General features: G+C 32.8%; 12 protein-coding genes and 1 tRNA gene. 4 read left to right on the top strand and 9 right to left on the bottom strand.

The window, feature by feature from the left end; all coding sequences use genetic code 11:
* Positions 1-47: 47 nt before the first annotated feature.
* Positions 48-1,064, top strand: a complete 1,017-nt coding sequence (locus FT986_RS06010; RefSeq protein ID WP_147864302.1) for an NAD-dependent epimerase/dehydratase family protein — start codon at positions 48-50, stop codon at positions 1,062-1,064.
* Here the strand turns inward: FT986_RS06010 and FT986_RS06005 are convergent.
* The 3 genes from FT986_RS06005 to FT986_RS05995 are packed head-to-tail and all read right to left on the bottom strand — an operon-like array spanning position 1,061 to position 3,530.
* Positions 1,061-1,465, bottom strand: coding sequence for a DUF4296 domain-containing protein (locus tag FT986_RS06005; protein WP_147864301.1), 405 nt, complete (start codon positions 1,463-1,465; stop codon positions 1,061-1,063). The two genes, FT986_RS06010 and FT986_RS06005, sit on opposite strands and share 4 nt — an antisense overlap.
* Positions 1,465-2,805 carry a dihydroorotase gene (locus FT986_RS06000; protein WP_147864300.1) on the bottom strand — a complete coding sequence of 447 codons (1,341 nt, stop codon included), beginning with the start codon at positions 2,803-2,805 and terminating at the stop codon, positions 1,465-1,467. Before FT986_RS06000 ends, FT986_RS06005 begins: the two co-directional genes overlap by 1 nt.
* Positions 2,802-3,530: a polyprenol monophosphomannose synthase gene (locus tag FT986_RS05995; protein WP_147864299.1), complete on the bottom strand. Its 729-nt coding sequence runs from the start codon at positions 3,528-3,530 to the stop codon at positions 2,802-2,804. Before FT986_RS05995 ends, FT986_RS06000 begins: the two co-directional genes overlap by 4 nt.
* Before the next feature lie 113 nt (positions 3,531-3,643).
* Here FT986_RS05995 and FT986_RS16300 point away from each other — a divergent pair, with 113 nt between their 5' ends.
* Both FT986_RS16300 and FT986_RS05985 read left to right on the top strand, forming a co-directional pair.
* The gene (locus FT986_RS16300; protein ID WP_370451139.1) at positions 3,644-4,276 is read left to right on the top strand and encodes a DUF4271 domain-containing protein; all 633 of its coding nucleotides are present in this window, start codon (positions 3,644-3,646) and stop codon (positions 4,274-4,276) included.
* A 34-nt stretch (positions 4,277-4,310) separates the two neighbouring features.
* Positions 4,311-5,057 carry a uroporphyrinogen-III synthase gene (locus tag FT986_RS05985; protein ID WP_111539522.1) on the top strand — a complete coding sequence of 249 codons (747 nt, stop codon included), beginning with the start codon at positions 4,311-4,313 and terminating at the stop codon, positions 5,055-5,057.
* Positions 5,058-5,177: 120 nt separating this feature from the next.
* Here FT986_RS05985 and pckA read toward each other — a convergent pair whose 3' ends face one another.
* Both pckA and FT986_RS05975 read right to left on the bottom strand, forming a co-directional pair.
* Positions 5,178-6,776, bottom strand: a complete 1,599-nt coding sequence (pckA, locus tag FT986_RS05980) for a phosphoenolpyruvate carboxykinase (ATP) (RefSeq protein WP_147864297.1) — start codon at positions 6,774-6,776, stop codon at positions 5,178-5,180.
* A gap of 73 nt (positions 6,777-6,849) precedes the next feature.
* Positions 6,850-7,239, bottom strand: a complete 390-nt coding sequence (locus FT986_RS05975; RefSeq protein WP_147864296.1) for a DUF423 domain-containing protein — start codon at positions 7,237-7,239, stop codon at positions 6,850-6,852.
* A 71-nt stretch (positions 7,240-7,310) separates the two neighbouring features.
* On the opposite strand from FT986_RS05975, the gene FT986_RS05970 reads away from it, so the two are divergent.
* Positions 7,311-8,681: a saccharopine dehydrogenase family protein gene (locus tag FT986_RS05970; RefSeq protein WP_147864295.1), complete on the top strand. Its 1,371-nt coding sequence runs from the start codon at positions 7,311-7,313 to the stop codon at positions 8,679-8,681.
* A 53-nt stretch (positions 8,682-8,734) separates the two neighbouring features.
* On the opposite strand, the gene FT986_RS05965 is transcribed toward FT986_RS05970, so the two are convergent.
* From FT986_RS05965 to FT986_RS05950, 4 genes are all read right to left on the bottom strand, one after another.
* Positions 8,735-8,808, bottom strand: a tRNA-Ala gene (locus tag FT986_RS05965).
* A 24-nt stretch (positions 8,809-8,832) separates the two neighbouring features.
* Complete coding sequence (locus FT986_RS05960; RefSeq protein ID WP_147864294.1) at positions 8,833-10,284, bottom strand: potassium/proton antiporter; 1,452 nt, start codon at positions 10,282-10,284, stop codon at positions 8,833-8,835.
* Positions 10,285-11,130: a S9 family peptidase gene (locus FT986_RS05955; protein WP_147864293.1), complete on the bottom strand. Its 846-nt coding sequence runs from the start codon at positions 11,128-11,130 to the stop codon at positions 10,285-10,287.
* The gene (locus FT986_RS05950) at positions 11,127-13,820 is read right to left on the bottom strand and encodes a PD-(D/E)XK nuclease family protein (protein ID WP_147864292.1); all 2,694 of its coding nucleotides are present in this window, start codon (positions 13,818-13,820) and stop codon (positions 11,127-11,129) included. Before FT986_RS05950 ends, FT986_RS05955 begins: the two co-directional genes overlap by 4 nt.
* Between the last annotated feature and the right edge of the window lie 72 nt (positions 13,821-13,892).

Here is a 13,892-nt window from a genome sequence, read left to right as displayed (position 1 = left end):
ATAGGAAACTCAAAATTTTCCTATAAGGATTTCGCTATATTTACAGTATGATTTTAGTTACTGGCGCCACAGGTTTGGTAGGGAGTCACCTTCTTGCCCAACTCTTACAATTAAACAAACCTATAAGAGCTATTTATAGGTCTCAAGAAAAAGTAATTTACGTAGAAAAATTACTCCTTTCGTGCTACCCTAATACTGCCTCACAATTAGAGCGAATTGAATGGGTTAATGCTACCCTAGAAAATATCCCACAACTATCTGATACCTTTCAAGGAATTGACGAAGTTTATCATTGTGCAGGATACATCTCTTATAATCCTTCTGAAAAGGAATATAAGAAGCTGAGAAAAGTGAATATTGAAGGTACCTCTAATATGGTGAATTTGGCTTTGTCACATTCCGTAAAGAAATTTTGTCATGTAAGTTCTATCGCAACTTTGGGGAGTGAGTTAAATAAAAAAATGGTTACTGAAGTTTCTCCTCGTAACAACGAAAAAAAATACGATAATTATTCAATTACAAAGTATGGGGCAGAAATGGAAGTTTGGCGAGCTTCTCAAGAAGGTTTAAATGTGGTTATTGTTAACCCGGGAATTATCATTGGAGAGGGATTTTGGAAAAGCGGCAGCGGATTATTATTCAGTAAAGTAAAAAAAGGGTTAAGCTATTACATTTCGTTAATAACAGGCTTTGTAGATGTAAAAGATGTTACTAAAGCTATGGTTAGCCTTATGACTTCTCATATTAAACAAGAACGCTTTATTTTGGTTGGAGAGAACTTATCTTTTAAGGTAATTCTTCAACAAATTGCTAAAGAGTTAAAGTGCCAAGCTCCTAAAAAACCAATAAAATCTTGGATGATCAGTCTAGGATGGATTTTTCAATCGATAGGAAGAAAGCTATTAGGAACTCCACAAGAAATCACTAAATTGTCTATAAAAGCAGCTTTTAATGAGACCTTTTATAAGACTACTAAGATTGAAGAAGCGGTAGACTTACAGTTTACCCCTTTAGAAAAAACCATTAAAAGAGTCTCTAAGTATTATATTGATACTAATAATTAGAGACTATCGACTGCTGTTGTTTTCTTAGCTTTGACTTTTTCCATTTCAGTTTTTTTATTAGCATACAAACTATCAACTAACTTCTTTTCAGCTTCAAGTATAGTTTTTACTTTTTCGTAAATGCTTTCATTTACTGAAAAATCTTCTGCATAATAATTACTGCTATTTGCTATTTGCAAGCTATCAACTTGATATTTTTCTAAAATCAAATCTTTAGCCTTTACATTTCTCATTTCGAACTGTTGGTCATTCTTCTGAATAACTGCATCTAATCGCTGAAGATCAACCAAAATATCAACCATCTTATCTTCAGGAATAAGATTATCTGGTTTTGGTGCTTTATTAACATTTTGACAAGCTCCTAAAATAACGACGAAAATGATGAGAAATTTGATTTTCATTACCTATCAAACATTAAGCGTTCTGCATTTTTAACCTCTAAAACTTTAAAGTTTTTATATACTAGTTTTCCATTCACAAATGTGTGGGTAATTCTAGATTTAAATGTGGTTTTTTCAAATGGAGACCAACCACATTTATATAAAATATTATCTTTTTGAACGGTCCATGGAGCATTTAAATCTACTAAAACTAAATCTGCTTTATACCCTTCTTTAATGTAACCTCTTTTTCCTATCTGAAATAGAATGGCAGGATTGTGACACATTTTTTCTACAATTTTAGGCAATGTGATTTTATCTTGATGATAAAATTCTAACATCGCAGGCAAAGCGTGTTGCACTAAGGGTCCGCCACTTGGTGCTTTGGTATATATCTGATCTTTTTCTTCCTTAGTATGAGGAGCGTGATCTGTTGCGATTACATCTAGTTTATCTTCTAGCAATGCTTTAAATAATGCTTTTTGATCTTTTTCCGTTTTAACGGCAGGATTCCATTTTATTCTCGTACCTTTTTGTTCATAATCTGAGTTATTGAACCATAGGTGATGAATACAAACTTCTGCTGTTATCTTTTTGTCTTTTAATGGTTTTTTTCCATCAAATAAACTTAATTCTTTTGCTGTACTTAAGTGAAACACATGTAATCGTGCTCCAGTTTTCTTTGCAAGTTTTACCGCTTTTGAAGACGATAAATAACAAGCTTCTTCGCTTCTAATTTTTGGATGATAAACCATAGGAATATCATCACCAAACTCTTCTTTATGTTTAGCTAAATTATCTTTTATCGTCTGTTCATCTTCACAGTGTACCGCGATAAGTACTGGAGAATGTTTAAAAATTTCCTCTAATGTTTTTTCATCATCTACCAACATGTTCCCCGTAGAAGATCCTAAAAACAACTTTAAAGCAGCCGTGTTTTTAGGATTAATTTTTTTTATCTCTTCAAGGTTATCATTAGTACCACCAAACATAAATGAATAGTTTGCAACAGAGCTTTCTTTTGCTGTGGCAAATTTCTCTTCCAACAGTTCTATCGTGGTGGTTTGCGGCTTGGTATTAGGCATTTCTATAAAAGAAGTAATTCCTCCTGCTACAGCAGCTCTTGAACCCGAAGCGATATCTTCTTTATGAGTTAATCCTGGTTCTCTAAAATGAACTTGATCATCTATTACCCCTGGCAATAAGTATTGCCCTTCTGCATCAATAACTTGAACATCATGAGATTTTACACTTATAATGTCTGCTACTTCTTTAATGATATCATCTTCAATGTAAACTTCTCCATCTCTAACGATGCCTTCATTTACAATCTTAGCATTTTTTATTAGTATCTTTTTCATACTTCTTTTCCAAATAGACTTTTAAACTTCATTTTTAATACACCAAAAACAGCTTCAGAGATAATATTGCTGCTCAGTTTTGATTCTCCACGAGTTCTGTCAGTAAAAATAACAGGTACCTCAACAATTTTAAAATTTAATAGGTAAGCTTTAAATTTCATTTCAATTTGAAAAGCATATCCCACAAATTGAATAGAATTAAGATTAATTTTTTCCAATACATTTCTTCGATAACACACAAACCCTGCCGTAGTATCTTGAATTGGCATTCTAGTAATAGCTTTTACATATTTAGAGGCCATGTAGCTCATCAAAACCCGTTTCATGGGCCAGTTAACTACATTTACACCTTTAACATATCGCGACCCAATAGCAACATCTGCTTTTTCCTTAACACAACTATTGTACAAACGAATTAAATCGTTTGGATTGTGAGAAAAATCGGCATCCATTTCAAAAATAAATTCGTAATCCTTTTGTAAAGCCCACTTGAACCCATGAATATAAGCTGTCCCTAAACCCGATTTATTTTTTCTAACTTCTAGAAAGAGTTTATTATCAAATTCTTTTTGTAATAATGAAACTAAAGAGGCTGTGCCGTCTGGTGAATTATCATCTACAACTAAAATATGAAAATCGTGCTTTTGTGAAAACACATTGCGAATAATACGCTCTATATTTTCAATTTCATTATATGTAGGTATAATTACTAAGCGCTGGGGCATTCTCTTTTTTTGGCAAATGTAACTATTTTTAACCTCAAAATTTTAGCAAATCCTAGCTATTTAATTTTTAACTTTGCTCAAAATTCTATACTTTGGAAGTGATTGTAAGAAATATGGAGCATAACAATTGGGTTACTTTAACCTTTTTATTTGTTTTAGTCTTAGTATTAGTTAGCAATCAATTATATCCTGAAAAATTTACCGATTTTAGAAATCTTTTCTTCTCGGGTAAGTATTTTACCTCACACCAAAAAAAACCATCGGTCTTTAATTTTTTTAGTTTTATTATTTACTTATCCCATAGTGTTATCCTTTCTTTAGGACTTTTCACCTTGTTTAAAGTAATCGGAATTTTAAATGTTGAATATAATTTCCTTTTTTTTCTTCAGATTTTTATTCTGTTAAATGTCCTTATCGGAATAAAATACCTTGTAGAAAAAATCATCGCTTCTATTTTTACGATAGATAAAGTGATCGATAATTATATTTTTTATAAGATTACCTATAAAAACTTACTGGCTTTCACCTTATTTCCCATCTTATTGATCTTTATATATAGCTGGACTCCAAGCCCTATAACCCTTATTATATCTACACTCTTATACCTTTTATTAAATTTATTTATTCTATTAAAATATTATTTAAAAAACCAAAAACTTGTTTTTAAGTATTCGTTTTATTTTATTTTGTACCTTTGCACCCTTGAAATAGCACCGTATATTATTTTATATAAAGTAATTACATAAAAGCTAAGTTTCAAAACTCTAAATTTGTACGCATATGAAAGTGAAAACAATTTTAATTTCTCAACCAGAGCCTAAGGTTGAAAATTCTCCATATTCTGAACTTGAAGAAAAACAAAAAGTAAAAATTGATTTCATACCATTTATTCACGTTGAAGGAGTTTCTTCAAAAAATGTAAGACAGCAAAAAATTGATTTAACTCAATACACAGCCATTATTCTTACAAGTAGAAATGCAGTAGATCATTTTTTCAGAATCGCAGAAGAAATGCGCTATAAAGTGCCCGATACTTTAAAATACTTCTGTTTGAGTGAAGCTGTTGCTTATTATCTACAAAAATATGTAGTTTACAGAAAAAGAAAAATTTATGTTGGTAAGAGAACTTTCGCAGAATTGTCTCCAACCATCAAAAAGTATAAAGGAGAAAAATTCTTACTCCCTTCTTCTGATATGTTGAAGCCAGATATCCCTAAAGAATTAAATAAATTAGGAGTAGATTGGACAAAAGGTATTTTTTATAGAACAGTAGTAAGTGATTTATCACACTTAGAAAAAGTGTTTTATGATATTGTTGTTTTCTTTAGTCCTAGCGGAATAAAATCTCTCTTTGAGAATTTCCCAGACTTTAAACAAAACAATACACGTATTGCTGTCTTTGGAAATTCTACCATAAAAGCTGCGAAAGAACACGGGTTAGTTGCTAATATTAAAGCACCTACCCCAGAAACCCCTTCTATGACTATGGCTTTAGAAAAGTACATAAAGGAGCAAAACAAGAAGTAGTTTACCAAATATCAAGTTAAAAATATAGCCTAGTTGATATCAACTAGGCTATATTTTTTTATCAAAAAAAAATCCGGTTGAATTTTTCAACCGGATTTTTAATATTTCTAAAAGAAAAACCTAAACAATAGGTCCGCCTTTTAATATTTCTTCACTTGCATTATCTTCAAACATCTTAAAATTGTTTTTAAAGAATAATGCTAATTCATTTGCTTTCACATCGTATGCTTCTTTATCTTTCCAAGTTTCTCTTGGGTTTAAAACTTCAGAAGGAACGTTTAAGCACTCTTTTGGCATTTCTAATCCGAAAATTGGATGCGTTATATAATCTACCTTATCTAATTTACCTTCTAAAGCAGAAGAAATCATTTCTCTTGTGTATTTTAACTTCATACGAGAACCAACTCCGTAAGGACCTCCAGTCCATCCTGTGTTAACCAACCATACGTTTACACCTGCATCTTGCATTTTTTTACTTAACATTTCTGCATAGCGTGTTGGGTGTAATGGCATGAATGGCGCTCCAAAACAAGCAGAGAAACTTGGTACTGGCTCGGTAATTCCTGCCTCTGTTCCTGCTACTTTTGCTGTATAACCACTAATAAAGTGGTAAGCAGCTTGACCCGGCGTTAGCTTACTAATTGGAGGTAATACCCCAAAAGCATCTGCCGTTAAAAAGAAAATATTCTTTGGATTTTCTCCTACAGAAGGCTGCTGAATATTGTTAATATGGTATATAGGGTAACTTACTCTCGTGTTTTGTGTAATTGAAACATCTTCAAAATCTACACCTCCCTTATCATCAATAATGACATTTTCTAGAATGGCTCCCGGTTTGATCGCATTAAAGATATCTGGTTCATTCTCTTTAGAAAGGTTAATTACTTTTGCATAACAACCACCTTCAAAATTAAACACCTTATTATCTTTCGTCCATCCGTGTTCATCATCTCCAATTAATTTTCTTTCTGGATCTGCAGATAAAGTTGTTTTTCCTGTTCCTGAAAGACCAAAGAAAATTGCTGTATCACCATCATCTCCCACATTAGCAGAACAGTGCATTGACAATGTATTTTTAAATACAGGTAAGATAAAGTTTAAAGCAGAGAAAATACCTTTTTTAATTTCCCCAGTATAACCAGTTCCACCAATTAAAGCTATTTTCTTAGAGAAATTTAAGATTGCAAAATTATGCTGTCTTGTTCCATCAACCTCTGGATCTGCCATAAAGCCTGGAGCATTTACAACCGTCCACTCTGGAGTAAAGTCTTTCAATTCTTCTTCCGTAGGTCTCAAAAACATATTGTGAGCAAACATATTACTCCAAGGGTACTCATTAATTACACGAATATTTAATTGATATTCTTCATCCGCGCAAGCGTAAGCATCTCTTACGTATAACTCTTTCCCTGAAAGGTACTCGGTTACTTTATCATATAGCTGATCAAATTTTTCTGGATCGAAAGGAATATTTACATCCCCCCACCATATTTCATCTTTAGTCACTTCATCTTTTACAATAAAACGGTCTTTAGGAGATCTTCCTGTAAACTCTCCTGTATTGACTGCCAAAGCACCTGAACTTACTTCAACGCCCTGTCCTTTTTCTACTGTGATTTTGTGAAGCTCTTCTGAAGATAGTTGATAGTGAGCCTTAGTATCTTTTATTCCGTAGTTTTCTAATGAAAACGCTTTCGTGGTTTTATTATTTTCCACCATAAAATTGATTTGTTGTGTTCTTTAGAACAAAAATATAAATAATACCAAACAAATATAGGATTACTTAGTTTTTTTATTTCTTTTTCATTTTCAGCACGTTAAAAAACAACACTAACCAACTAGAAATTAAAAATATGCCCCCAACAGGAGTTAACCAGGCAATGGTTTTAAAATCGAAAACAGAAAGAATGTTGGTAGCTAAACCATAAATTGATCCCGAAAATAAAATCACACCTATAAGAATTAAGTAAAATATAGTGTTTTTACTTTTTTCGCTTAACGCCGAAATACTTCCGCAAAGGATCGCTAATAGCGTATGATAAAACTGATACCTAATTCCCACCTCAAAAGTACTCAATTCACTCACAGATAAAACCTTCTCTAATCCATGACTTGCAAAAGCGCCAAGAATTACTGCCAAAAATCCACTTACACTCCCTAAAATTAACAACTTTCTATGCATCTATTATTTTTTTTACCGGTAATTAATTAATTACTTTGAAGAATAACTGCAAATTTAAACAACTATTTAAGATGCGAAACATATTAATTATTGGAGCAGGAAAATCTACCTCTTCCCTCATTAAATATTTAAAAGAAAAATCTACTTCAGAAAAACTCTTCTTAACTATTGGAGATTTATCTATAGAAAATGCTCAAAAATTTGCTGGAGATCATGAAAACACCAAAGCAATTTCTCTAGATATTTTTAAGGAAGAAGAACGTAAAGAAGCTATTAAAAATGCAGATATTGTTATTTCAATGCTTCCCGCAAGATTCCATATAGAAGTCGCTAAAGATTGTGTAGAATTTGGGAAAAATATGGTTACCGCTTCTTACGTAAGCAAAGAAATGGAAGCTCTAGATGAAGCTGTAAAAGATAAGGGTTTAGTGTTTATGAATGAGATTGGTGTCGATCCAGGCATTGATCATATGAGTGCCATGCAGGTAATTGATAAAATTAGAGAGAATGGCGGCAAGCTATTGCTTTTTGAATCTTTTACTGGCGGTTTAGTAGCTCCAGAGAGCGATACCAATTTATGGAACTATAAGTTTACTTGGAATCCTAGAAATGTTGTAGTAGCGGGTCAAGGTGGTGCTGCAGAATTTATGCAAGAAGGACAGTATAAATATATTCCCTATCACCGACTTTTTAGAAGAACCGAATTTTTGGAAGTTGAAGGTTACGGAAAATTTGAAGGACTTGCCAACAGAAACTCTCTTGCTTACCAAAGCGTTTATGGCTTAGACAGTATAAAAACTTTATATAGAGGAACTCTACGAAGAGTAGGCTTTAGTAAAGCATGGAATATGTTTGTTCAATTAGGAATGACCGATGACACTTACTTTATGCAAAACTCAGAAAATATGAGTTATAGAGAGTTTGTAAACTCATTTCTCCCTTACTCCCCAACAGATTCTGTAGAGCTTAAAATGCGTTATTCCCTTAAAATAGATCAAGATGATTTGATGTGGGAAAAACTTTTGGAACTTGATATTTTCAACACCGAGAAAAAGATAGGAATTAAAGATGCAACACCTGCCCAAGCGCTCCAAAAAATTCTTGAAGACAAATGGACCTTAGCGGAAGATGATAAAGACATGATTGTAATGTATCATAAATTTGGATATGAACTTAACGGAAAGAAAAAACAGATCGACTCTACCATGGTTCATATTGGTGAAGACCAAACTTATACTGCAATGGCGAAAACTGTAGGTTTACCTGTAGCAATTGCAACTGTTAAGATCTTAAACAAAGAAATTACTACTCCTGGAGTTTTAAGACCAATTAGCAAAGAAGTTTACGAGCCTATTTTAGCAGAATTAGCTGAAAATGGAATTGAATTTACTGAAAAAGAAGTGGAGTATTTAGGCTATAACAAAGATAATATTGTGGGATAAGCTTTATTAAATTTTTATAAAAAAAACCTGCTATAATTTAGCAGGTTTTTTTGTGGAGAATATCGGAGTCGAACCGATGACCTTTTGGCTGCCAGCCAAACGCTCTAGCCAACTGAGCTAATCCCCCAATGGAGTGGCTAATGTAAAACATTTATCCAAAATCCTGAGCCATTTTAGTTAAATCTTTAGTACTCGTTGAAATCACCTGTAAAGTGTCTCCGTATTTCAATTCTGTGGATCCAGATGGAACAAAATATTTCGCTTTTCTAATGATCATTACCACCAAACTATCTTTTGGCAGATCTAATTCGTGAATCTTTTTACCAATAACTTTACTGTTAGAAGAGATATAAATTTCGGCACTTTCAGTTTTTGAATCTTCAGAAAACTCAAATGCTCTTGCCTTCTTTAAAGTTTTCACCTCATTATCTTGCACACCAAGCCATTGAGCCATTTTGTTGATGGTAGTTCCTTGCAACATAATAGAAACCAAGGTGACTAAAAATACGATATTGAAGATTAAATCGGCTTTTTCTAATCCCATTACCATCGGGAAAGTTGCAAAAACAATAGGCACCGCTCCTCGTAATCCCACCCAAGAGATAAATAGTTTACTCCTTATATTTAATTTAAAAAAAGCTAGGCTTATAAAAACACTTAAGGGACGAGCTACAAATATGAGAAACAAGGCAATCGCTAAACCAATAGGAAGAATATCAATTACTCTAGAAGGAAATACCAACAATCCTAAAGTTAAGAATAGTATAATCTGCATTAACCAAGCAAAACCGTCAAAAAACTGACGTAAAGCATACTTTTTAACCAATTCGCTATTCGCTAACAAAACCGAAGATACATATACGGCTAGGAAACCATTACCGTGAATCACTTCCGTAAAGGAATAAATAATAAAACTTAAGGCTAAACCTAAAACTGGGTATAAGCCTTCAAAATCTAAAGCGATTTTATTAATAAGCCACTTACTTCCTTTCCCTAAAAAATATCCAGAAACTCCACCTATGGCAAGCTGTAAAACCAAATCTAAAACAGAAGAGGTTAAAGAAAATTCTTGAGCTACGACCATCCCCGTAAATAAGGTGGTAAGAAAGTAAGCCATTGGGTCGTTACTTCCACTTTCTAACTCGAGCATGGGTCTAATCCCATACTTTAAATTGATATTGTTAGATCTCAAAATAGAAAATACCGCAGCAGCATCTGTAGAAGATACAATAGCGCCAAGTAAAAATGCTTCAATAAGTGTAAAATCTAATAAGTAATACGTAAAACCTCCCACGGCTCCTGCGGTTATAAAAACACCGAGTGTAGATAGCAAAAATCCTTTTGCGGCCACAGGTTTTACAGCTTTCCAACGAGTATCCAACCCTCCTGAAAACAAGATGACATTAAGGGCAATTATTCCTATAAACTGTGCAAAACTAGGACTATCAAAATTAATTCCTAAGATTCCTTCAGATCCTGCCAGCATCCCAACGGAAAGGAATAAAATTAAGGTTGGCACTCCAAATTTATAAGAAGTTTTACCTGCCAAAATACTCATAAGCAACAACAACGAACCTACAAGAATAAGATATTGAGATTCCATCTAATTGTTTTTAATAAATTGAATACTTTTATTTACTATTTGTTTCAAACTCGCACTCATTTCATCTTTTCCCCAAGGGTGTTGGGTATCAAAAACGTGATTACTTTCTTCTAATAAAAACATTTTTGCTTTCGGATTCCACTCTTGTAGTTGTTCGGCTTCCTTTACCTTTACGGAAGTATCTCCTTTGGCATGAATTATAAGTTGCGGAATTTTTAAATTTCGTGCCGCTTTAGAAATGTCTAAATCTTCTTTATGTTCTATAAAATCTTCATAAAACTGAATATTATGGGGCATATGTTGCTTAGTTCTTCCATTTTCCACATAATAGACCTTATCCTTTTGCCATTGGGTTAATTTTTCTCCCGAGGGAAATCGAGAAGCAAAATCACTAACTCCTGCCCAGGTGGTGACCGTACTTACTTTTTTTTCTTGGTTGGCTTTTAATAAAACAATTCCGCCACCTCTACTGTGACCTATTAAATGTATTTTCTGAGTATTAATATTTGCAGCAAATCGATTATCGTTGAGCAACCAATCTATCACACACTGTAAATCGTACAGCTGTTTGGTATAATTATCTTGTGCAAAAGCTTCTAGATTTGGAAAATCTATTGGTAGCTCAGGTGTACCTCCATTATGAGAAAAATTAAATTTAACAAAGAAAAAATGGTTTTCAGCAAAATGTTCGGCTACTAAATTCCAAGCTCCCCAATCTTTAAATCCTTTATAACCATGGCAAAAAACAACGACAGGTTTTGGAGATTGATTGGGTTTAAAAAATGCATCAATGACAATTGGTAAACCATTACTTCCTTTTAGTTTAAAATTCTTTTCTCTTATCATACTTCTTTTTCTTTAAACGGAATTTCAGGATTGAGAATTTCGAGAATTAAATTCTGTAATACTTCATCAAACTGAATCATCATTTCATTACTAATTAAGGTCTCTTTCCCTTGTTTTAATTCCAAAAAACCTGATTTTAAATTTTTAAAAGAAATAATTCCGCCTTGAGCTTTATCATAATCTTCGTCCTTTAAAATCATTTTCGCATAACATAAAACTTGAAATGCTTTACTGAATTTATAATCGGTTCCCAGCAAATCCCAATCTTTGATGGTAACATCTTTTGCTTCTACTTTTCCTGTTTTGTAATCTATAATTCTTTTAATTCCGTCAAGGGAATCTAGGCGATCTACTTTTCCTTTGATAAAAACGGGAGTTTGCAGCTGCGGAATCTCTACTTGTATTTTCTCTTCGGCTTCTAAACTAATAATCTGAACCGAATGTTGTGTTAATTCATTTTTCTGAAACTGAAAAAAATTATGTAAATAACGTTTAGCCACCTCATGAATCAATAGGTTTTTACCCTTGTGAATTGGAGCATTCTTATATACTTTTTTAAATTGTTTCAAAACCTCATCATCACTGGTTTTAACAAGTTTCTCCACATCTTCTTTACAGATCTCTTTCCCAACAAATGGAAGAAACATCTGCTCAAGGCTATCGTGTATAATCGTTCCCAACGTATTTGCAGCAACAGTTTCTTCTACCTCTTGCTCCTCTTTTATCCCCAATACATAACGCTTGTAAAAATCTAAAGGATTTCGAATATAGGTAGTCAAAGCAGAGGGTGAAAACCCATAAGCGGCTTGTTTTTCTAGCTTTTTAATTACCGCAGGAGTTTTTTCTATTTCTAAAAGTTGGCTCGATAAAGAAGGCACTTTAGGGTTAACAAAAGTGGATTCTAATTTCTTCTCGACCTCTAACTGGGTAATAAACCTACTTTTTTCTCCGGCATTAAGTCCGTCTTGCTCGGTGTTATATAAAATATGAATATTCTCAGCACGTTGCATTAATCGGTAAAAGTGATAAGTATATACTGCATCTTTTTCTTTGTAGGTAGGCAAACCATATTCTTTTTTGAGATCATAAGGAATAAACGAATTACTGCTTTTTCCTGCAGGTAAAACACCTTCGTTAACCGATGTAAGAATCACATTTTTGTAATCAATTACCCTTGTTTCTAACATTCCCATAAGCTGTAAACCGTCAAAAGGAGAACCTGCAAAATCTAAAGATTTGGTCGTTAAACTATCTCTATAAATTTTATACAACACCTTAATATGATCTACAGTACTTTGCTCTTCTAAAATATTCTTTAACTGAACAAATAGCGCATTAAAATGAAATAAATACTCGGTTTCTAAAGCATAGTTATCAACCTCTTTTCCTCGCAAGACTTGAATAATATTCAGCATGGCTTGGATAAAACTTTTGGTGGATTGATGTAATTGAAAAGCTTGATTTAAAAATTCGCTAAATGCGGAATTCTCTACCGATTTAATTTTATCTAAACTAATAAAGACCAGATTGGAGACAATGATTTCTTTTTGCAGCTGCTCGCTTTCTAATGCAAATATTTGCAACACAAATGGATGTTTTAAAACTTCTAAAACCCATTTGAAATAAAGCTGATCCTCTTCTCGTTCTTGTATTTTAAATAAACTCTCAAATAAGGAAGCTAAAGGAGTATCTCCCAAAGGCAATCCCATCGTAATATTTATCTTCTCTACATTCTCTGGTAAAGAATTAAGTAAAACAGGTAATAAACTTTCGTCATTAAGCACGACTGCCGTTTGCTTGATTTCTTCTGCTGGAAGGTCTTTTAAAATTTGTGCTATATATTTTGCTTGTCCTATATTTTTTGGAATTCCTGTAAGCTGGATATTTTTAGGCTGCTCATAATTTCTCGGTAAATCTTTTAAAGGGTTCTCTTTAAAGTAGTCCCATTTTTTCACATAATTACGAACAAACAAAGAAGCTTCGTGATTAGGGTTCTGATAAAAAACCTCATCGAGGTCCCAAAATATTTTTCCTCGATTTTGTTTTAGTATATACTGAATTAATTTCTGCTCGGCTGTATTTAAAGCATTAAAACCAATAAAAATATAGTCTTGTGTATTTTCTTCTAAATATGAAACAATCTTCTCTGAAGCTTCTCTATACATTAAACCTTGGTACGCCTTCCCATCTTTAATAATGCGGTGAGTGAAGTTTTTATAAAGTTCGGGTAGCTGCTTCCAAAACCATAAATAATTTTTTACTAAATCGGTTTGATTTTCACTTTTAGACCAGTGATTAATGTCTTGTATTCTAGAGAGATAATTAAAAAAATGGTCGGCATCTATTAAATACCTATCGATTTCATTAAAATCGTAAATTAAGGTCTGTGCCCAAGCATAAAAACTATCAAAAGATTCTTGATGTTCTTTGTCTATAGTTTGCACATAAGTTTGATAAAGCTCAAATATACTCCCTGTATTATCTAAGGGAATAAGCTGAGTAACTTGCGCAATAAAATCTTCGGTGCTCAAAACCTCTGGCATAAAAATAGTTGTATGCACTTTACTCTTAATCTTTTCTTTTAAAAAACTTCCTGCTCTTTTACTCGGCAAGATAAACGTGGTTTTTTCAAAATTAAAATCGGGATTAGACAGTAAGGTATCTAAGGTTTCTTCTATAAAAGTCTTCATAGCCTAAAAATAAAAAAACGCCTCTAAGTAGAGGCGTTTTCAAGTATAATTTATTAATTTTTTAATCTATAT

The organism is Mesonia sp. K4-1 (assembly GCF_008017825.1).
Taxonomy (GTDB): Bacteria; Bacteroidota; Bacteroidia; order Flavobacteriales; family Flavobacteriaceae; genus Mesonia.
Note: the sequence above shows the minus strand (reverse complement) of the source record. Positions and strands in the feature narration are given on the sequence as shown.